The sequence below is a fragment of the Mesorhizobium sp. M8A.F.Ca.ET.057.01.1.1 genome (genome assembly GCF_003952565.1).
Taxonomy (GTDB): Bacteria; Pseudomonadota; Alphaproteobacteria; order Rhizobiales; family Rhizobiaceae; genus Mesorhizobium.
Genome location: NZ_CP034454.1, coordinates 4,815,557 through 4,834,760, shown reverse-complemented (window position 1 = coordinate 4,834,760; position 19,204 = coordinate 4,815,557). Strand labels below are relative to the sequence as shown.

14 protein-coding genes, 3 pseudogenes and 1 riboswitch are annotated in these 19,204 nt (G+C 64.2%); of the genes and pseudogenes, 9 read left to right on the top strand and 8 right to left on the bottom strand.

Annotated elements, in window-relative coordinates; genetic code table 11:
* Positions 1-45: 45 nt before the first annotated feature.
* Both EJ077_RS23090 and EJ077_RS23085 read left to right on the top strand, forming a co-directional pair.
* Positions 46-774, top strand: a complete 729-nt coding sequence (locus EJ077_RS23090; RefSeq protein WP_245458799.1) for a triose-phosphate isomerase — start codon at positions 46-48, stop codon at positions 772-774.
* A 25-nt stretch (positions 775-799) separates the two neighbouring features.
* Positions 800-1,240 carry an RpiB/LacA/LacB family sugar-phosphate isomerase gene (locus tag EJ077_RS23085; protein WP_127276395.1) on the top strand — a complete coding sequence of 147 codons (441 nt, stop codon included), beginning with the start codon at positions 800-802 and terminating at the stop codon, positions 1,238-1,240.
* Here the strand turns inward: EJ077_RS23085 and dhaL are convergent.
* The 4 genes and pseudogenes from dhaL to EJ077_RS23065 form a co-directional block, all read right to left on the bottom strand.
* Positions 1,237-1,872, bottom strand: coding sequence for a dihydroxyacetone kinase subunit DhaL (dhaL, locus tag EJ077_RS23080; protein ID WP_208696550.1), 636 nt, complete (start codon positions 1,870-1,872; stop codon positions 1,237-1,239). The two genes, EJ077_RS23085 and dhaL, sit on opposite strands and share 4 nt — an antisense overlap.
* A 10-nt stretch (positions 1,873-1,882) precedes the next feature.
* Positions 1,883-2,890, bottom strand: coding sequence for a dihydroxyacetone kinase subunit DhaK (locus tag EJ077_RS23075; RefSeq protein ID WP_210212135.1), 1,008 nt, complete (start codon positions 2,888-2,890; stop codon positions 1,883-1,885).
* 75 nt (positions 2,891-2,965) lie between these two features.
* Complete coding sequence (locus EJ077_RS23070) at positions 2,966-3,439, bottom strand: 6,7-dimethyl-8-ribityllumazine synthase (RefSeq protein WP_208696545.1); 474 nt, start codon at positions 3,437-3,439, stop codon at positions 2,966-2,968.
* Between the two features lie 77 nt (positions 3,440-3,516).
* Positions 3,517-3,718: riboswitch (FMN riboswitch) on the bottom strand.
* 100 nt (positions 3,719-3,818) lie between these two features.
* A pseudogene (locus EJ077_RS23065) lies at positions 3,819-4,993 on the bottom strand (MFS transporter).
* A 48-nt stretch (positions 4,994-5,041) separates the two neighbouring features.
* Between EJ077_RS23065 and EJ077_RS23060 the strand changes: the two are divergent.
* Positions 5,042-5,581 carry an Lrp/AsnC family transcriptional regulator gene (locus EJ077_RS23060; protein WP_208696543.1) on the top strand — a complete coding sequence of 180 codons (540 nt, stop codon included), beginning with the start codon at positions 5,042-5,044 and terminating at the stop codon, positions 5,579-5,581.
* Positions 5,582-5,659: 78 nt separating this feature from the next.
* Here EJ077_RS23060 and mtnA read toward each other — a convergent pair whose 3' ends face one another.
* On the bottom strand, positions 5,660-6,754 hold the full coding sequence (mtnA, locus tag EJ077_RS23055) for an S-methyl-5-thioribose-1-phosphate isomerase (RefSeq protein WP_208696541.1): 1,095 nt from the start codon (positions 6,752-6,754) through the stop codon (positions 5,660-5,662).
* On the bottom strand, positions 6,751-8,025 hold the full coding sequence (mtnK, locus tag EJ077_RS23050) for an S-methyl-5-thioribose kinase (protein WP_208696539.1): 1,275 nt from the start codon (positions 8,023-8,025) through the stop codon (positions 6,751-6,753). Before mtnK ends, mtnA begins: the two co-directional genes overlap by 4 nt.
* A gap of 137 nt (positions 8,026-8,162) precedes the next feature.
* Here mtnK and EJ077_RS23045 point away from each other — a divergent pair, with 137 nt between their 5' ends.
* The 3 genes and pseudogenes from EJ077_RS23045 (at position 8,163) to EJ077_RS23035 (ending at position 11,849) form a co-directional block, all read left to right on the top strand.
* Complete coding sequence (locus EJ077_RS23045) at positions 8,163-9,674, top strand: sugar ABC transporter ATP-binding protein (RefSeq protein ID WP_208696537.1); 1,512 nt, start codon at positions 8,163-8,165, stop codon at positions 9,672-9,674.
* Positions 9,675-9,755: 81 nt separating this feature from the next.
* Complete coding sequence (locus EJ077_RS23040; protein WP_208696535.1) at positions 9,756-10,751, top strand: ABC transporter permease; 996 nt, start codon at positions 9,756-9,758, stop codon at positions 10,749-10,751.
* Positions 10,752-10,800: 49 nt separating this feature from the next.
* Positions 10,801-11,849, top strand: a pseudogene (locus tag EJ077_RS23035) (substrate-binding domain-containing protein).
* Between the two features lie 169 nt (positions 11,850-12,018).
* On the opposite strand, the gene EJ077_RS23030 reads toward EJ077_RS23035, so the two are convergent.
* Together EJ077_RS23030 and EJ077_RS23025 are read right to left on the bottom strand one after the other, a co-directional pair.
* Positions 12,019-14,073 carry a bifunctional aldolase/short-chain dehydrogenase gene (locus EJ077_RS23030; RefSeq protein WP_208696533.1) on the bottom strand — a complete coding sequence of 685 codons (2,055 nt, stop codon included), beginning with the start codon at positions 14,071-14,073 and terminating at the stop codon, positions 12,019-12,021.
* Between the two features lie 87 nt (positions 14,074-14,160).
* Positions 14,161-15,126 (bottom strand): sugar-binding transcriptional regulator, encoded by a 966-nt coding sequence (locus EJ077_RS23025; RefSeq protein ID WP_208696531.1) that lies wholly within the window; start codon positions 15,124-15,126, stop codon positions 14,161-14,163.
* Between the two features lie 202 nt (positions 15,127-15,328).
* Here EJ077_RS23025 and EJ077_RS23020 point away from each other — a divergent pair.
* The 3 genes and pseudogenes from EJ077_RS23020 to EJ077_RS23010 all read left to right on the top strand — a co-directional run bounded on the left by EJ077_RS23020 (position 15,329) and on the right by EJ077_RS23010 (position 18,961).
* Positions 15,329-16,968 (top strand): annotated as a pseudogene (locus EJ077_RS23020) (acyl-CoA synthetase).
* A 190-nt stretch (positions 16,969-17,158) separates the two neighbouring features.
* Positions 17,159-17,764: a TetR family transcriptional regulator gene (locus tag EJ077_RS23015; RefSeq protein WP_127277604.1), complete on the top strand. Its 606-nt coding sequence runs from the start codon at positions 17,159-17,161 to the stop codon at positions 17,762-17,764.
* 54 nt (positions 17,765-17,818) lie between these two features.
* Positions 17,819-18,961 carry an efflux RND transporter periplasmic adaptor subunit gene (locus EJ077_RS23010; RefSeq protein WP_208696529.1) on the top strand — a complete coding sequence of 381 codons (1,143 nt, stop codon included), beginning with the start codon at positions 17,819-17,821 and terminating at the stop codon, positions 18,959-18,961.
* Positions 18,962-19,204 lie beyond the last annotated feature (243 nt).

Below are 19,204 nucleotides of genomic sequence, written 5' to 3'. Positions count from 1 at the left end.
TCAAGGAGAGTACGCGTGGTTTACTGGGTCGGTACAAGCTGGAAGATGAACAAGGCGCTGGCCGAGGCGCTGGCCTTCGCCGAGGTGCTGGCCGGCTTCGTTCCCGGGTTCGACGATCGCATCCAGCCTTTCGTCATCCCGCCCTTCACGGCGGTGCGCGAGGTCAAGCGGGCGCTGTCTGAAACGCGCATCAAGGTCGGCGCGCAGAACATGCATTGGGCCGATGCCGGCGCCTGGACCGGCGAGATCTCGCCGGTGATGCTGAACGATTGCGGCCTCGACCTGGTCGAACTCGGCCACAGCGAGCGGCGCGAACATTTCGGCGAGACCGACCGAACGGTCGGGCTGAAGACAGCGGCGGCGGTCAGGCATGGACTGATACCGCTGATCTGTGTCGGCGAAACGCTGGCCGAGCGCGAAAGCGGCAAGGCCGATGCGGTGCTGACCGCTCAGGTCGAGGGTGCATTGCAATTCCTCGACGACGAGGCGAGGGGAGCAGAAATCCTGTTCGCCTACGAGCCGGTCTGGGCGATCGGCGACAAGGGCATCCCGGCCAGTTCCGACTATGCCGACAAGCAGCAGGCGCTGATCAAGCAGGTCGCCGCCGGCGTGCTGCCGTCCGTGCCGCCGGTGCTCTATGGCGGCAGCGTCAATCCCGGCAATGCCGCCGAGCTGATCGGCCAGCCCAACATTGACGGCCTGTTCATCGGCCGCTCCGCCTGGCAGGCGGAAGGCTACATCGACATCCTGCGCCGCGCTTCCGCGGCGATCTGAATCAATCGAACTGGAAAGGACAAAAATGAAAATAGCCATCGGAGCCGACAGCGCCGGCAAGCCGCTGCTCGACGTCATCGCCGCGCATCTGGCGACCAAGCCCGGCCTCACCGTCAGCGACCTCAGCCAGGCGGGCTTCTATGCCGACCTGTCGCAGAAACTCGCCCAGACGATCGTCGAAGGCGAGAACGACCGTGGCATCCTGTTCTGCGGCACCGGCATCGGCGTCTCGATCTCGGCCAACAAGGTGCCGGGCATCCGCGCCGCGCTTACCCACGACACCTACTCGGCCGAGCGCGCGGCGAAATCCAACAATGCCCAGATCATCACCATGGGCGCCCGCGTCATCGGTCCGGAACTGGCCAAGGCCATTGTCGATACGTGGCTGGCCTCGGAGTTCGACGAGAAGGGGCCGTCGGCCGGCAACGTCCAGGCGATCAACAAGCTCGACGCGGCGAAGGCCTAAGCCAGGCTCCGCGTCATCGCGCCGATGACGGTGACGGCTGAGGCCGCGCCCGGGTCCATGTGCCCGAGCGACCGTTCGCCGAGCCGCGACGAGCGGCCCTTGGCGGCGATCATGTCCTTGGTCGATTCAGCACCGCGCTCGGCAGCGGCAAGGGCTGCCTGCAGACTGTCGGCAAGGCTCTTTCCCCCTGCATTGCTGGCGCCAGCCGCTTCCGCCGCCGGTTGCCAGGCATCGACCATGGTCTTTTCGCCGATCTCGGCCTTGCCGCGATCCTTGATGCCTTGCGCCATGGCCTGCAGCAGGGCGATGAATTCGGCATCCGCCAGCGTCGCCTTGCCCTTGACTGCGGCGGCTGCACGCATGAAGGCCGTGGCATAGAGCGGGCCGCAGGACGCGCCGACGGCATTGAGGAACGATTTCGCCGCCGTGTTGAGGAGCGCGGTCGGCTCGGTCGCCGCAAGGTCGAGCGATGCCAGCGCATCGCGCACGGCGTCGAACCCGAGCGCCATGGCAATACCGTGGTCGGCGTCGCCGATGACGCCGTCGAGCTGGCAAAGCCGGTCCCTGTCGGCCTCGATCGCCACCGCGATCGCGTCGAACATTCTTTTCAGGTCGGAGGCACCGATGGTCATGGGGCGCTCCTCAGCCGGCACGGAACATGGCGCAATCGCAGGGGTGGTCGAGCATCGCCTGCAATTCTTCGTCGAGATGGAAAAGCGTCACCGAAGCACCGGCCATTTCCAGCGACGTGCAGTAATTGCCGACCCAGGTCGCATGGATGGAGACCCCGATTGCGTCCAATCTCTGCTTGACCCGTCGGTTCATGATGTAGAGTTCCATCAGCGGCGTCGAGCCCAGTGAATTGACCAGCACCGCGACCTTGTCGCCGCTCTTCGGCGCCATCTCGTCGAAAATCTTGTCTAGCATCTCGTCGGTAATTTCGTCGGCGGTCCCGAGCTTGCCGCGCGCGATGCCGGGTTCGCCATGGATGCCCATGCCGATCTCCATTTCGTCCGCGCCGATCTCGAAATTCGGCCGCCTTGTCTGCGGCAGCGAGCAGGGCGACAGCGCCACGCCCATGGTGAAGGTGTGGTCGTTGGCTTTGCGCGCGATGCGTTCGCATTCGTCGAGCGGGAGCAGGAGGTCGCAGGCCGCGCCGGCCGCCTTGAAGATGAAGAAATTGCCGGCGACACCACGGCGCTTCTGCCGCTGGTCGCGCGGCGCCGAGGCGACGTCGTCGGTGGTGAGCACCGTGCGCACCTCGATGTCGTCCATGCCGGCCATCTCGGCCGCCATGTCGAAATTCATCACGTCGCCGGCATAGTTGCCGTACATGAACAGCACGCCGGCGCCGCCGCTGACCGCCTTGGCGCATTCCAGGATCGGATCCGGTGGTGGCGAGGCAAAGACGTTGCCGATTGCCGCCGCGTCCGCCAGCCCCTTGCCGACAAAACCGAGAAAGGTCGGCTCGTGGCCGGAACCGCCGCCGATCACCAGCCCGACCTTGCCGGGCCGTGGCCCGTCGCGGGCGATGATCGAGCGCGGGCTGCCGTCCACGCTTGCGAGATGGCGAGGATGCGCGGCCAGGATCCCTTCGAGCATTTCGTCGACGGCGCGGTTGCCGTCATTGATGATCTTCTTGGTCTGCACCGGCATCCTCCCGAACTCGGTATTTTCGCAAATACTACCGGGTGTTATCGCGATTTCCACCCGGCCGGGAAGATTTCATGCCGCGATCTTTTCCCGCGCCGCGAGAATCTGCACGCAGGCGTTGGCCGCTTCCTTGCCCTTGACCGAGAAGTGCTCGAAGAAGAAGCGGTGATGCTCGGCGCTGTCGTGAAAATTGTGCGGCGTGAGCACCGCCGAAAGCACCGGCACCCCGGTCGAAAGTTGCACGTTCATCATGCCGTCTATGACGGCGCTGGCGACGAAGTCGTGCCGGTAGATGCCGCCATTGACGACGAACGCCGTGCCGAGGATCGCGGCGTAGCGGCCGGTGCCGGCGAGCGTCTTGGCATGCAGCGGGATTTCATAGGCGCCGGGCACGTCGAAGATGTCGACGGCAAAGCGCCCGCTGCCGATCTCGGCCAGTTCGGCCTCGAACGCCTGCACGCACTGGTCGACAATGTCGGCGTGCCAGCGCGCCCTGATGACGGCGATGCGGATTGTTTCATAGTCTTTGTGGGAATGCTGATTCATGGGTCCATCCTTCCGTTTCGAACCAGAATCAGGACGCACGATACGAAATCCGACCCGCCGGGGCGGTTCGTTTTCCGTTTCGTTCTCTTCCATCCGGACTTTAACCGTCGGCTCCGGAATCACACCGGATCTGCTGACCCTTCCAACTGCTGGAAGGCGCTCGCGGGCTTGGGTCCCGCGCATGACCCCGAAAACCGGAAACGGTTTTCGGAAAGGCCTCATGCGCAATCTGAGAGTCCTTACCGCCGGTGGGACTTTCACCCCGCCCTGAGAACATTAACGGCTTTGTATGGAAGGGCAGGGGTGCCGCTGTCAACGCGCCAAGGGCTGGTGGCCAATCACGTTCTGTCGACTGGAGCAATGCGATGAGACGCTGGCTCTACCGGCTGCGCCACGCTGCGGCCGAGGCGGCAATCAGCATGAGCACCGCCGCGACCATCGCGCAGGCGGCAAAGCCGAAGTCGGAATAGAGCGGCCCGAAGCCGGTGGTGCCGACAAACACCGCGAGGTAGGTCACCGCGCTGTTCAGGCCCATGATCGTGCCCCGCCGTGACGGATCGAGCGCCGACAGGCGCATCACCAGCACGTTCAGCCCGAAATGATTGGCAAGCCCCCAGGCCGCCACCATGGCGAGCGTCAGGCCGTAGCTGTCGCTGGTCGCCGCGATCGCCACATAGACCATGGCGACCAGAAGATAGGCGAAAGGCATGACGCGCCGGGCGCCCAGGCGATCGATGATGCCGTCGAAGAGCGCCGCCGTGCCGAAGCCCGCGCCATAGGCGAGGGCGGCGAGCCCATTGGCGCTGACCGGCTGTCCCAACCCGTTGTGGAGATGGTCGCCAAGATAGCCATAGACGCCGTAAAAGGCGGTCATGAAGGCGCCGCAGGCGACCAGGAGGGGCACGATGCCGGGGTATTCAGTGCGGCGAGCGGAGCGGGCGCCGGGCCCGCCTTCCTGACATCCGGGAGTGACGACGCGGTGAGGCCGCCGAGCGCCAGGGCGGCCAGCAGCGCCACGGCGGCGAAGACGGCGCGCCAGTGCACGAGATCGGCAAGCACCGCCGACAGGGAAACGCCGGCCACCATGCTGAGCGTCCATCCGGTCAGCACCACGCCGATCGTGCCGCTTTCGCGGCCGGGCGGCGCGATGGCCGCGGCACTGGCATAGATCGCCGGCATGGCGACGCCGGCTGCAATGCCGGCGACAAGCTGCGCGCCAACCAGCGCGATCACCGTCGGCGCGGCCGCACTGGCGGCCAGGGCCAATGCCAGCAGCAGCAAGGCCGCCTGCAGCATCCGGCGCGCGCCGACCCGGTCGATATGGCGTGCCAGGAACAGGGCGCTCGCCGATGTGCCGAGGCCGAAGGCAGCCGCTGCCATCATCACCATGGGAACACTGGTCGAGAACGATACGGCCACCGCCGGAGCGATCGGACCCAGCACCAGCGAATTCGAGCCGATCACGGCGATGCATCCGGTCAGCAGATAGGCGAGGCCCGGGATGGGCGGCCTGGTGTCCGCGCCCAAGGCTGCAGCTTGATCATTGTTCGACATATCATCATAATGGCCGCATTAAATTCCGTGACAATCGGGAATATCGACATGGATCAAGAAACAGATGGCGTTCCGCGGAACAGGCCGGCGGCCCGGGACGTCGACGCGACCGACCGAAAAATATTAGGCGTTCTGGTCGACGACGCGACCGTCAGCTACGCCGAACTCGGCGATCGCGTCGGCCTGTCGCCGCCGGCCACGCATGAGCGGGTCAAGCGGCTCCGGCGCAGCGGCGCCATCCGCAACACATCAGCCATCATCGACCCCAACGCGGTGAGGAAGCCGCTGCTGACCTTCGTCCACATCGACACCAGTGGCTGGGGCAAGACCCCGGAACTGATGGCGATCTCGGAATATCCCGAGGTCGAGGAGATCCACACCGTCGCCGGCGATACCTGCGTATTGCTGAAGGTGCGTACCGAGGACACCAAGGCACTCGAAGGCCTGCTGTTGCGCCTCTACGAGACACCCGGAGTCACTTCGACACGCAGCTACGTGGTTCTGGCGACTTACCTCGAACGGCCGGTGCAACCCGGCATCACCGCGCAGTGGCCGACGCCAAAGCACATGAGCAAGCCGCTGTATTAGAGCAAAGGGTTAGAGCGGTCGGCGATTTTATCAAACGCTGAACCGCTCCAGAAGCGGATGACGCTGCTCGGTCCGACGCTATGCCCGCTCGGGGAACATCGCCTTCAAGCCCTCGCGCGAGGCCTTGGCGATGCCGCGCTCGGTGATCAGTCCGGTCACCAGCCGTGCCGGCGTCACATCGAAGGCGGGGTTCCTTGCCGGCGTCGCTTCGGGCGACACACGCACCTGGGCGATCTCGCCCTTGGCGGTCTTGCCCCAGACCAGCGACACCTCGTCGCCCGAGCGCTCCTCGATCGGAATTTCGGCAAGCCCGTCGCCCACTGTCCAGTCGATGGTGGGCGAGGGCAGCGCGACGTAGAACGGCACGTCATTGTCGGCGGCGGCGAGCGCCTTCAGATAGGTGCCGATCTTGTTGCAGACATCGCCATCGGCAGTCGTGCGGTCGGTGCCGACGATGACCATGTCGATCGCGCCGCGCTGCATCAGATGGCCGCCGGCATTGTCGACGATCAGCGTGTGCGGCACGCCGTGGCCGGCCATCTCCCAGGCGGTCAGTTGGGCACCCTGGTTGCGCGGGCGTGTTTCATCGACATAGACATGCACGGGAATGCCGGCCTCGACGGCGAGATAGATCGGTGAAGTGGCTGTGCCGTAGTCGACGGTCGCCAGCCAGCCGGCATTGCAGTGGGTGAGGATATTGACCGTCTCGCCCGGCTGTTTGCGCGCCGCGATCGCCTTGATGATTTCAAGGCCGTTCTTGCCAATGGCGCGGTTCAGCTCAACGTCCTCGTCGGCGATTTCACTGGCGCGCCGATAGGCGGCCGCGGCGCGTTGTTCCGGCGGCAACGGCCGCAGGAAACGCCGCATCTCGTCCAGTGCCCAGCGCAGGTTGATCGCCGTCGGTCGTGTCTCGTGCAGTGTTTCCCAGACGGCATCGAGCGCTTCGTCGGATGCGTCACCCGTCATCTGCATGGCGACGCCATAGGCCGCAGTGACTCCGATCAGCGGTGCGCCGCGCACCCACATGTCGCGGATCGCGGTGGCGACGCCCGCGACCGTGCCGAGCTTCTCGATGCGGAATTCATGCGGCAGCCAGCGCTGGTCGATGATCTCCACCGAGCGGCCGTCGTCGCTGAGCCAGATGGTCCGATAGTGGCGGTCGCCGACGTTCAAATACTGTTCTCCTGTTCGATCAGCGCGGCCAGATTGTTGACCTCGTCGATGCTGTGAATCTGGCGCCGGTTGACGGCGATGTGGCGGCCGAATTTCAGCGCCTTCGCCTCACAACTGGCGCGTACATCTTCATCGGCAATGGTCTCGAAGTCGGCATTGTGAGCGAGGCCGAGGATGCGTCTGTGCACCTCGATGCCGGCAAAACCGAGCAGATCGGTCCAGATCTGGTGCAGCACATGGTCGAGCGCCTGCTCGGCGGCGAGTATGTCGCCCTGATCCTCGAACAGGCTTCTCTGGTAGAGCATGCCGGTGCGCTCGCTGCGCCACAACACAGAGAACTCGGCGCGGAACACGGCCCATGTCTCGTTGGTCACACCGAGCAGATAGGCGCGCATGGCATCGCGCTTGCCGTTCTGCTCATGTCCGCGTTGCGAGAAGAACGACATCCAGAAGTTGGCGAGCAGCATGCCGACGTCGAACGCCATCGGACCGTAGAAGGCGAACTCCGGATCGATCATCCGCGTCTCCTGGTCGGTGACCATGATCGAGCCGGAGTGCAGGTCGCCATGCAGCAGCGTCTCGGCATTGGCGGCGAAGATATGCTTCAGCCGCTGCGCCTCGACCTTGAGGTCGCGATCGGCCCGCAACTCGGCAACCAACGCGTCGAGCTGCGGGCTGGTGTGGCGGTTCATCTTGGCGTCGAAGTAGGGGTCTGAGAACACGAGGTTCTCGGTGATGTCGCAGAGCTCGACATTGTCCGCGAACAACGCCAGGTCCGCCTTGCGCTCTTTGGTCACCATCGACAGGTCTGAGCCGCGGAACAGGGTGCGGGCCATGAACAGGCCGATATCCCTGGCGATGTTGGGCAGTTGCCGGCCCTCGATCAGCGCCCGCCGCAGGATGATGTGCGGCGGTGCCAGATATTCCATGATGATCAGCGCCTGGGTCTCGTCGAAGTAATAGATCGCCGGCACCGAGCCCGGCGCACGCGCCTCTTGCCGGGTCAACGCGTGATACTCGAAGAAGGAGCGCTTCAACGGCAGCGGCCAGCTGTCGCCGACGAGGCGGACATAGGGCAGGGCCTGCTTGACGATGGCTCCGCCACCGGCGCCTTCGACGATGAACACCAGGTTCAGATTGCCGTCGCCGACTTCGCGGACTTTCCAGGCGCTCGCGTCCCTGCCGATCTTCGCGCACAGCGCTTCGTTCGTGCCGAGACGTGTTGCGAGCGTCTCCACCGACAATGCTTCAAACGGCAATTTCCCAGTCATCCTCGTCCCTCCCGCCTGTGTGCTCCGATCATAAGGGAGCCTTGGCGGCGGGGCCAAGCTAGGAAGCTGTCTGGCAATTGTCAATCGTGTTGACAATTGCCGATATTGACCATAGCGTCGTCGTCAGGGAGGAACGCATGGTCGGCAATGCCGTGTTCCGCGTAGAGGGACTGAGGAAATCCTTTGGTCGCAACGAGGTGCTTGGCGGCATCGCGCTGGACCTCCATGCCGGTGAAGTGACCGTGCTGATGGGCGCCAACGGCGCCGGCAAATCCACCCTCGTCAAGATCGTCAGCGGCGTCTACGAGCGTGGCGGCGGCACCATGATGCTCGCCGGCCAGGACTTCGCACCGAACACGCCGGCGGAAGCGATCCGCGCCGGCGTCGTCACCGTCCACCAGAACATCAATGACGGTGTTGTCGCCGACCTCGATGTCGCCACTAATCTCACGCTCGACAGGCTGAGCGGCCGGGGCGTACCGACCCTGTTCAACCCCGCCCGCGTGCGCCGCGAAGCCAAGGCGGTCGCCGACCGCATGGGGCTGGCCATCGATTTGAAGGCGCGCGTCAGCGATCTGTCGCTGGCCGACCGCCAGATGGTGGCGATTGCCCGAGCGCTGGCGCACCAGCCGAAAGTGTTGATCCTCGATGAGCCGACCTCGTCGCTCTCCAGTGCCGAAGCCGACAGGCTGTTCGCGCTGGTCGACCGGCTGCGCGAGCAAGGCGTGGCGATCCTCTATATCTCGCACCGCATGTCGGATATCAGGCGGCTCGCCGACCGCATCGTCTCGATGCGCGATGGCGTCGTCTCGGGCGCCTTCGACACCAAGCCGCTCGACTATGAAGGCGCAGTCAACGCCATGCTCGGCCGCAAGATCCATCTCGACCAGATCGTCGCCAGGAGTTCGGCCAGAGCGGTCCTGACCATTGAGGGGCTGCGCATCGCGCAGGGTGCCCGGCCGATCTCGCTGACGCTTGGCGATAGCGAGGTCGTCGCCGTCACCGGCCTCGTTGGCGTCGGCAAGACCGCTCTTGCCGAAACGTTGTTCGGCGTGCGCCGGCCGCTCGCCGGCACCATGACGATGAACGGCAAGCCTTACGCGCCGCGCTCGGCGGGCGACGCGATCGCCGCCGGCGTGTTTCTCGTCGCCAAGGATCGCGCCAGCAGCGGCATCATCGGCGGCTTCAACATCGAGCGCAATGTCAGCCTGCCTTTCCTGAAGCGTATGTCGAATTTCAGCGTGCTCAAACGCCGCCTCGAACGCGCTACCGCGCGCCGGCAGATCGAGCAACTCGGCATCGTCTGCCGCTCGGAGAAGGACGAGATGTCGGCGCTGTCCGGCGGCAACCAGCAGAAGGTGATGGTCGCCCGCTGGATGGCCCAGAATGCCGCGCTGTTCATCCTCGACGAGCCGTTCCAGGGCGTCGACATTTCGGCAAGGCGCGACATCGCCGCCAAGCTGAGGGCAAGCGCCAATGGCCGTGCCACGCTCTTGTTCGTCACCGAACTCGACGAAGCGCTGGAGACGGCGGACCGCATCCTGGTGATGTCGGAGCATACGATCGTCGGCGAACACCGCAATGCCGATGTCGACCTCGACCGCCTTTTGGCCGAGGTCGCCGGCGGACCGCTGCACAGCGCTGCCTGAGGGTGGCGGTGAATGGAATTAGAATGGAGAGACCATGGGTTGGAGTTGGGTAAAAACGGCAGCGGCGCCGGGGTGCGCCGAATGACGCTGCGCGACTATGCCATCCGCTATGGGTTCATCGTGCTGCTGTTCGGATTGGTCGCCTATTTCGCGATCGCCGCCGATGGGTTCGTCTCGCCGCAAAGCGCCGTCTTCATCTTCCAGTCGGTCGCCATCACCGGCGTGCTGGCGCTCGGCGTCACCGCCACCCTGGTGGTCGGCGGCTTCGACCTGTCGATCGGCTCGGTCGCGACCTCGGCCATGATGGCGGCGGCCTATGTTATGGTGGTGCTGGAACAGAACGCGGTCGTGGCGGTCGTCGTCTGCCTGTTGATCGGCGCTCTTGTCGGCCTGATCAATGGCTGGCTGATCGTCTACATGCGCGTGCCGGACCTCTTGGCGACGCTCGGCATGATGTTCCTGCTGGTCGGCCTGCAGCGCATTCCGACCGAGGGCCGCTCGATTGCCACCGGCATGACCATGCCCGACGGCTCGGTCGCCAACGGCAAATTCTCCGATGCCTTCCTGGCGCTCGGCCGCCACCGCTTCGATTTCTTCATCCCGAACCTCATTCCGGTGTCGGTCGTCGTGCTTCTGGTGCTGGCGGTGCTGATCTGGTTCTTCCTCGAATACACCCGCTTCGGCCGCATGATGTATGCGGTCGGCTCCAATGAGCGCGCCGCCGAACTCGCCGGCGCGCCTGTCAAGGCATACAAGATCTGGGCCTACGTTATTTCAGGCGTTTTTGCCTCCATTGGCGGCATTTTGCTCGCCGCCCGGCTTGGACGCGGCGACATCGCCTCGGGTAATAATCTGCTGCTCGATGCGGTTGCCGCGGCGCTGATCGGCTACGCGGTGCTCGGCGCCGCCAAGCCGAACGCCTTCGGCACCGCCGTCGGCGCGCTGTTCGTCGGCATCTTGCTGCAAGGCCTGACGATGATGAACGCGCCTTACTACACGCAAGATTTCGTCAAGGGCGTGGTTCTGGTCGTCGCCCTTGTCTTCACCTTTGCCCTTTCGGGCAGGGGCAGGGGCTAGCATTCGGCCGGACAGGATTTTGGGTTCAACAAAAGTGGAGGAAAACAAGGTGAACATCACAAGAAGAGTTCTGGGGAAGGTGGCGCTCGGGCTGGCCGGCGCAACCATGCTGATCCAGGGGCATTTGCCGCGGACAAGCCGGCGCCGTTCGACAAGCCGGGCGTCAAGATCGCGCTGGTCCGTTATCTCTCGACCGGCGACTTCTTCCAGGCCTATCTCTCGGGCGTCGAAGCGCAGTCGAAGGCGCTCGGCATCGACTTGCGCGTGCTCGACAGCCGCCAGGACGCCGCGCTTCAGTCCGACATGGTCGACCAGGCCATCGCGCTCGGCGTGCAGGGCATCATCATCCAGCACGGCCTGACGGAATCGATGAAGGACGCCGCCCAGCGTGCCGTCGACGCCGGCATCAAGGTGGTGGCTTTCGACGTCAATGTCGAAAATCCCAAGATCCCGCAAGTCGAACAGTCGGATAAGGACCTGGCGCGGCTGGCGCTCGAGCAGGCGGTCAAGGACAATGGTGAAAGCTGGAATGCCGGCTATGTCTATGTCGCCGGCATCGCGCCGCTCGACCGCCGTAACGAAACCTGGGTCGACGTGAAGAAGAAATATGCCGGCATCAAGGAAGCCGCGATGTTCGGCACGCTCGACAATCCGATCGCCAATTCCGTCGCCAACCAGGCGCGCTCGGTGCTGTCGGCGCACCCCGACATTAACGTGATGTTTGCCCCCTATGACGAATTCGCCAAGGGCGTGAAGATCGCCGTCGACGAAGCCGGCCTGAACAAGAAGATCAAGATCTATTCGGCCGACATTTCGACGTCCGACATCGCTGCGATGCGCGAGCCCGACAGCGCCTGGGCCGCGACCGCGGCGACCAACCCGGCCGTCGTCGGCCAGGTCTCGGTGCGCGCGCTGGCGCAGCTGCTCGCCGGCGAAGATCCCGGCCACAACGTCATCGTGCCGCCGACGCTGATCACCCAGAAGGAGCTGATCGACAAGGATATCAAGAACATGGAAGACCTGTCGGCCAAGCTGCCGCAGTTCGCGCATGCCGATGTCGCCATGCCCGCCTGGATGCCGAACCCGAACGCTAAGTAAGGCTCGCCAGTACAGGACGGAAAAGGGCGGCCCGTGAGCCGCCCTTTTTGTTGCCGGTCGGGAGATGCCTAGAGCAATTCCAGGAAAAGTGTGAAGCGGTTTTCCGTTCGGAATTGCGCAAAAACAAAGAGTTAGAGCCGTCGGCGATTCCGTGAAATGCGGAACGGCTCTAACGCAGCGCCGCGGCGATGTTGCCGCCGTCGACCGTCGTCACGTCGGCGGTGGTGCGATCGGCCAGTGCGTGATGCAGGAAGGCCTGTGCCACATCCTGCGCCGTCACCTCCTGGCCGAGCAGATTGCCTGACATGTATTCCTTCTCCGACACGCCGCGCGCGCCCGAACGGCTGGCGATCATCGCGTCGGTCAAAAGGCCGGAGCGGATACGGTCCGCATTCACCGCGTTGGAACGGATGCCATGGGCGCCATAGTCGAGCGCGTATTGCCTGGACAGGAACAGCGTCGCTGCTTTCGGCACGCCATAGGCGCCGAATTTCGGGCCCGGATTGACCGCCTGCTTGGAGGTGTTGAACAACAGCGCGCCGCCGGTGCCCTGTTCCAGCATGATGCGCACGGCGTTCTGCGCCGCCGACTGGTGGGCGAAGAAATTGAGCTCGAAGCTCTTGCGCAGCAGCGCATCGTCAAGCTCGCCGATGCGGCCTTCCCAGGCAGCGCCGGCATTGGACACCAATATGTCGACGCCGCCGAAGACGGCGACCGCCTTGTCGAAGGCGGCACGCATCTGGGCCGGGTCGGTGATGTCGGCGCCAACGCCGATCGAATTGTTGCCGGCTTTTTTGGCGGCATCGGCGGCCTTTTCGGCGTCGAGATCGACAACGACGGCATGAGCGCCATTGTCGGCGAACAGTTTTGCGGTCGCCGCACCGATCGCGCCGGCGCCGCCGGTGATCAGCACCACCTGTCCGGTCAGTGGCTTCGGCTTGTTGGAGGCGAGCTTGGCCTGCTCCAGCGACCAGTATTCGAGTGGGAACAGGTCCGCCTTGGACAACGGGTGGAAGCGCCCGACCGCCTCGGCGCCGCGCACAGCCTCGATCCACATCTCGCCGACGTCCGATGCGATCCTGGCATCCTTCAGCGTGCGGCCATGACCGAACATGCCGAGTCCCGGCACCAGCGTCAGCCGCGGCATGGGATCGAGCATGGTGCGCTTGACGTCGTCAAGCGAGTCATTGGTCTCGAAATAGGCGCGGTAATCGCTGACGAAGGCGTCGACATGGCTCTTGATGACGGCCTTGTAGTCGCCGGCCTTGTCTGCATCGGGCGCCGGCACGGCCATCGGTCCGGTCTTGATGCGGATCGACAGATCCGGCGTCGACACGCCACGCCCGGCATAGTCGGCAATGTCGGCCGAATTGATGAAATCGACGATTGCGTCGGAGGTGCGGAAGTCGCTGATCATGCGGTCGAAGCGGCCTTCGCCGCGTGGCGCCGCGACAGCGCCGCGCAACATGGGCGCGATGGAAGCCGGCGTCGCCAGCCTTGCCGGCAATGCTGCCTTGGCCGCCTTGGGCTTGGCATGCTTGGCCACATAGTCTTCGGCGACGTTCACATAGTGGATCATCCGGTCATAGGCCTGCCTGGCATCGTCGCCGAAGGTGAAGATGCCGTGCTTATCGAGGATCAGGCCTTCTACCGTTGGGTCGGCGTCGAACACATCGGCCGCCGCCTTGGCGAGATCGAAGCCCGGCATGATGTAGGGCACGTAGCCCATTTTTGCTCCGAACACTTTTTCCACCAGCGGCTTGCTGTCTTCCTGGTCGACAATGGCCAGGATGGCGGTCGAGTGGGTGTGGTCGACGAATTTGTGCGGCAGGAAGGCATGCAGCAGCGTCTCGACCGATGGGTTGGGCGAGGCAGGGTCGATCAGGTTTGCCCGCTGCAGCGCGACCATGTCCTCATCGGAAAGCCTGTCCAGCCTGCGCGCCTTGAGTAGGGCGCCCATCTTGACGGCGGGCAGGCCCTGCGGCTCGATGACGGCCATGTCCCAGCCGCTGCCCTTGACGCACAGCACGTCCCACTCGTCGCCGACGAGGTCGGTCGCCTTGATCTTGCAGGAGGTGTTGCCGCCGCCATGCAGGACCAGCTGTGGCACGCCGCCCAGAAGCCGCGTCGTGTAGACACGCACGGCGAGGTCGCGGCCGACGCCCTTCTTCGCATAGTCGGCAACGAGTTTCTCGGCCGCGTCGTCGTTCCACAGATTTTTCATGTTCGCTTCGTCCAGTTGCTGTCTTTAGGTGGTGAAACAGGAATGCCGCGACGCCTTGATGACAATGCGTCGGCAAAGGGTTGATTTTCAGGATGCCTTTCCTGCTGACGCTCCGGCATGATCGAGCAGCCGCTGCGCCATATGCGCGCCGACCACCAGATGCGTGCAGAGGCCGCCGGCGATGGCCGCGAGCAGCGGCTCGAATTTGCTGTCTTCCTGCACGACCATCAGCCGTTTCCCGATGACGCGCAGCGAAGCGAGCCCGGCGGAGATGACCCGCCGGTTGTAGCTGCAGTCGAGCAATTCGCCACCGGCGTCGATGATCTGCCCGGCGATGACGCCGGCGGCACCTTCCTTGCGCAGTGCCGCCATCTCGGCCGCCGTCAGCGCGCCGCACTTCACCAGATGGCTGTCGGCATCGACCGCGCCGATGGAGTAGAGCGCAAGATCGCAGTCGCTGATCCCGGCAAGCTGGTCGCGGATCACCGGCTCGGCGCGCAGGCCTTGCGCGAGGTCCTCGGTCGACAGCACCAGAGGCGCGTAGAAGTTGAGGCCCTTGGCGTTGAGCCGGCGCGCGATTTCCATGGTGCACTGGTCGGGCCGGTAGGAGTAGGGCGCGCCGAGATTGCCGCAGAGCTGCACCACGGTGACGTCCTGCAGGTCGGCATAGGACATGATGTCGGCGATGGTGTAGACGGTGCGGCCCCAGGCAACGCCGATGCGGTCGCCCTTCCTGACGAGTTCCAGGAACACGCTTGCCGCCAGCACCGCGATATCGGTCGAAGGGTCGGCGAGATAGGCGTTTTCCGGCGCGATCCAGACGGCGTCGAGTTTCAGGGCGTCTTCCAGCCTGCGCGCCATGACGTCGTCAGTGAAGAGCTGCGTCGAGGTCGAGATGTTGACGATGCCTGTCTCGCGCGCCTTGCGCAGATACATGGCGACCGAGGCGCGCGAAATGTTGAGCTGATTGGCCACTTCGTCCTGGCGAAGCCCATGGGCATAGTAAAGCCAGGCCGCCTTGTGAATGAGCTGTTCTGCCGGTCGGATCGCCATGCCACCTCCTTGGCTGACAATAGTCACGGCTCTCGACAAAAGTCAAATTTGGATGGGCAGGAAGCGATCTTCTGCCGGTACGGCTCGATGGAGATCACCATTCCAGCAAGTTGGCGCAGCATAGCATTTTCAGCCGTCCAAGGGGATAGCGTGACGACGAACCTGGGGTTAGAAAGCTCGAAAAGACTTTGGGGAGGATGGGATGGCCAATCCCTACGAACAGGATCTCGACAGGAACGCCGCCAACCACCAGCCGCTGACGCCGCTCACCTATCTGGAGCGCGCGGCCAAAACCTATCCCGACCATATTGCCATCATTCACGGCAGGCAGCGCATCAGCTACCGCGATTTCTGGCGCCGCTCCCTGAAGCTCGCCTCGGCGTTGCACAGGCACGGCATCGGCAAGGGCGATACGGTGACGGTCATGCTGTCGAACACGCCGCCAATGCTGGAGGCGCATTTCGGCGTGCCGATGACCAAGGCCGTGCTGCATTCGCTCAACACGCGCCTCGATGCCGCGGTCATCGCCTTCCAACTCGACCATGCCGAGACCAAGGTGCTGATCGTCGATCGTGAGTTTTCCGCAGTCGTGGGAGAGGCGCTCGGTCTGGCCAAGGTCAAGCCGCTGGTCATCGATTACGACGATCCCGACTACGCCGCTGATGCGCCCTACCCGAAAGGCGAGCGGGTCGGCACGGTGGACTACGAGGCCTTTGTCACCAATGGCGACGAGGAGTTCGCCTGGTCGATGCCCGACGACGAATGGGACGCCATCTCGCTCAACTACACCTCGGGCACCACAGGCAATCCCAAGGGCGTCGTCTATCACCACCGTGGCGCTGCCTTGATGGCCTACACCAACACCATCCATGCCGGCATGGCCAAGCATGCGGTCTATCTCTGGACCTTGCCGATGTTCCACTGCAATGGCTGGTGCTTTCCCTGGACGCTGGCCGTCCAGGCCGGCACGCATGTCTGCCTGCGCTGGGTGCGGCCGAAGCCGATCTACGACGCCATTGCCGATCATGGCGTCACGCATCTGTGCGGCGCGCCGGTCGTCATGTCGGTGCTGATCAACGCCAGGGAGGAGGACAAGCGCGCGTTTGCGCAGACGGTCACCTTCAACACGGCTGCCGCGCCGCCGCCCGAAGCCGTCCTGTCGGGCATGGCCGACGCCGGCTTCGCCGTCACCCATCTCTACGGGTTGACCGAGACCTACGGTCCGGCTGTCGTCAACGAATGGCATAATGGCTGGGACGCACTCGACAAGGGGCGAGGGCGGGCAAGAAGGCACGGCAGGGCGTGCGCTATGCCGCGCTCGAGGGCCTGACGGTGATGGATCCCGAAACCATGGCCGAAACGCCCGCCGACGGCGAAACCATCGGCGAGGTCATGTTCCGCGGCAACATCGTCATGAAGGGCTACCTGAAGAACCGCAAGGCGACCGACGAGGCTTTCGCCGGCGGCTGGTTCCACTCGGGCGATCTCGGGGTCATGCACCCAGACGGCTACATCCAGCTCAAGGACCGCTCCAAGGACATCATCATCTCCGGTGGCGAGAACATTTCCTCGATCGAGGTCGAGGACGCGCTCTACAAGCATCCCGCCGTCGCCTCCTGCGGCGTCGTCGCACGCCATGACGACAAATGGGGCGAGGTGCCTGTCGCCTATGTCGAGCTGAAGCCGGGCAAGGAGGCGAGCGAGGCCGAGATGATCGAGCACTGCAGGATGTTGCTCGCCCGCTTCAAGGTGCCAAAGGCGGTGATCTTCGCCGAAATACCGAAGACCTCGACCGGCAAGATCCAGAAATTCCGGCTGCGGGAAATGGCCAAGGTCGCCTGAAGCCCTCCGTGGGCCTTCCGAGAGCATTACTTTCAGAGGCCCGCATCCTGGGGGCGTCTTGTGACGTCTATTGGATGTCACCATCTGTCACCTATCGTACGCGTACGTCGAATCCGCGTTGACATAGTGCTCTTTTCGATTTACGAGTGATGAAAATCGAAATTCGTCACTCGTTATTTGACGGAGAGCTATGTCCGAAGCCGCCAACATCGTCGCCGACGTCGCCCGACAGGAAAATGTGACGCGCATTCTCGATTGCGCCGAGCGCCTGTTCCGGCACTATGGCTACGGCAAGACCAATGTCGCCGACATTGCCCGTGAACTCGGCATGTCGCCGGCCAATATCTATCGTTTCTTTGCCTCCAAGGTCGAAATCCACCAGGCCGTCTGTGGCCGGATGCTCGGCGCCAGCTACAAGATGGCCTACGAGATCATGCACCTGCCGATCAGCGCCGAGGAGCGGCTGCGGCGCTACGTGCATGCCCAGTACAAGATGACGATGGAGGTTATGCTCGACGACCAGAAGGTCCACGAGATGGTCATCGTTGCCCTCGAGCGCGACTGGGGCGTCATCGACAAGCATGTCGACAGCATCCACGATCTCTTCGCCGAGGTGATCCGCGAGGGCATCGAGGCTGGCGAGTTCAGGAAACAGGACCCGGTGACCGCATCGCGCTGTTTCGGTGCCGCCACCGTCATCCTGTGCCATCCGCAGATGGTGGCGCAGTGCCTCGCCAAGACCAATCGGGCGATGCCCGACGAGCTCATCGATTACGCCATCAGAGCCTTGAAATAGCCGCCGCCAGCCGGTGCCGGTGTCGACAGTCCGCCTCCAGTCGGGAGTATCAAGATGTTTTTGCCCAGTTCCATCCTTCGCAAGCTGCCAGCCGCCGGCCTGATCATCGCATCGCTTGGGCTTGCCGGCTGCTCGCAGGAAAAAGCGGAGGTGAAGGACATCATCCGCCCGGTCAAGGTCGTCGAGATCGCGAAGGCGCATGACACCCGCACGCTGTCCTATTCCGGATCGGTGCGCGCCCGCACCGAGAGCACACTGGGGTTCCGGGTCAACGGCAAGATCACCGAGCGTCTCGTCGATATCGGCCAGCACGTCGCGCCCGGCGATGTGCTCGCCCGCATCGATCCCTCAGACTATGACCTGTCGGTCAAGAGCGCGCAGGCCGCGCTGGATGCCTCAGAACGTCAGGTCGAGACCGTCGAACTCGCCCGCAAGCGCGCCGAACAGCTTTTCGCCAAGAATTTCGCGCCGAAATCGCAGCTCGAACAGGCGACGCTGACCTATGACCAGGCCGTCGCCACGCGGGACTCCGCCCGCTCGACGCTTGCCCAAGCCAGGAACCAGGTCGGCTATACCGACCTGAAGGCCGACAGGGACGGCATCGTCACGGCGGTCAACGCCGATGTCGGCCAGGTGGTTGGCTCGGGCACGCCAGTGATCACTGTCGCGGTCGATGGCGAAAAGGAGGTGCTGATCGCGGTTCCGGAAATGGAGATCGCGCAGTTCAAGCCGGGCAAGGACGTCAAGGCGGGCTTCTGGTCCGATGCCGCTCTGGCGCTCGACGGCAAGGTCCGCGAGGTCGCCGGCAGCGCCGATCCGCAGTCGCGCACCTTTGCCGTCCGCGTCAGCCTGCCCAACGACCCGCGCGTGCTGCTCGGCATGACCGCCAATATCGAGGCGTCGGCAGCCAACGAAAAGCAGCTCGTCTCTATCCCACTGAGCGCGCTCGCCGAGAAAGACAGCCAGTCGATCGTCTGGACGGTCGATCGCGGCGCCGACACGGTTCATGCCCGTCCGGTCAAGGTCGCCGAGTTCGCCGCCAATGGCGTGCGTGTCGCGGAGGGATTGAAGCCGGGCGATATCGTGGTCGCCGCCGGTACGCAGTTCATGACCGAGGACCTGAAGGTGAAACTCGCCGGCGGCATCGCACAGCAGTCCGCCTCGGCCGAAGGCGAGGACGCCAGCCAGCTGCGCTGACGACAGACAGATCGGCCGCGCGTTCCCGCGGCCGCAGGTTTCCGGGCGGCGTGCCCGAAGGTCGAGACGTCAAGGCCGATGTACCCCCGCATCGATCCTCGCGTCCCACCGCGATGAGTGTCTCTCCGCTCGAAGAGCGACGCCGCCCGGAAACCAGTATCGAACGCAGATGATTTCGTTTCGCGCGCCGCGCTTCTTCGAAGCACCTTCCTCGAAGCACAAGGGCGCCGGCAACCAAGCAAA